Raw genomic sequence first — 1,147 nt, 5'->3', positions numbered from 1 at the left:
TACTGTGTGAGTTTATGAATTTGTAGGGTCATTGAGATCCCCCAGTTGCGGTTAGTGAGCTCCCTGACATTTGCTTTAAATTTCTTTAGCGCCTGTTCGTGGATCTGCACTTGACCGTAGCGGAAGGTAAACCCGAGAAATTTCGAGCCTGATACTGGACCGACCCGACTTTTCGATTCATTCACTTTGAGTTTTAATCGCTTAGTGATGAACGCAGTAATTTCCCGTTGGATTATTAGTCCTTCGCTTTTCGTTTTTACTAAAATGATTATGTCATCAGCGTAACGGGCAAACTTAAGGTGTTTGTAGGCTAGCTTCTTATCTAATTCATCGAGTAAAATATTGGAAAGTAAAGGGGATAATGGCCCACCTTGAGGGACTCCTTTGGTTGACTCAAACCACAGACCTGTTTCGCACTCTGCTACTCCCACTCGTAGGTATTTACCGAGTAGGCGCATGAGTGCTTTGTCTTTGATTTTACGACCAACACGATTCATTAGCATGTCATGGTTTACTTCATCAAAGAACTTAGACAAGTCGATATCAACCGCTGTTTTATAACCTTGTTTAACACAAAATTGAACATGGTTCACTGCTTGGCTGGCTCTTTTATAAGGACGATAACCATAACTATGTGGTGAAAATTGAGGCTCAAAGTAAGGGCTAATCACTTGAGCAATGGCTTGTTGGATCACTCTGTCGATAACAGAAGGGATCCCAAGCATTCGCTCACCGCCATCGGGCTTGGGTATCATCACGCGTTTGACAGGCAATGGTTGGTAAGTGCCGTTAAGTAATTGTTGTTTAATACCCAGCCAATGTAACTTAGCGAAGCGATTAAATTCTTCAATACTCATATGATCAATACCCGCAGCCCCTTTATTGCGCTTAACATGTTGCCATGCTGCGCCAATATTGTGGTTGCTTAGTACCATTGCCATCAGGTCACGATCTGTTTGGTTATATTCATTCGAGGTATTATTCACAGTCGAACGCTGTTCATCACCATCACAACACGGTGGTCTATGTGAATTCAAGTTCATTTGTAGTATCTCCTCTGGTTAAGATGTTCAGGCCTTCACCATGTCCCCTCTATTACGATGGGCGTTTGGCTACTATGCCGTCTGCTGACTTCTGATAAATCACT

At 42.8% G+C, this 1,147-nt stretch carries 1 protein-coding gene; it reads right to left on the bottom strand.

Annotated elements, in window-relative coordinates:
* Positions 1 to 1,043: group II intron reverse transcriptase/maturase (gene ltrA, locus H5163_RS21005; protein WP_259399845.1), on the bottom strand; the 1,043-nt coding region annotated here is incomplete at its 3' end.
* Between the last annotated feature and the right edge of the window lie 104 nt (positions 1,044 to 1,147).

Origin of the sequence: Pseudoalteromonas sp. SG44-8 (assembly GCF_014164125.1) — a bacterium.
Classification (GTDB): Bacteria; Pseudomonadota; Gammaproteobacteria; order Enterobacterales; family Alteromonadaceae; genus Pseudoalteromonas; species Pseudoalteromonas rhizosphaerae.
The sequence above is the reverse complement of the archived record's forward strand: the minus strand, read 5'-3'. Positions and strand labels throughout refer to the sequence as shown.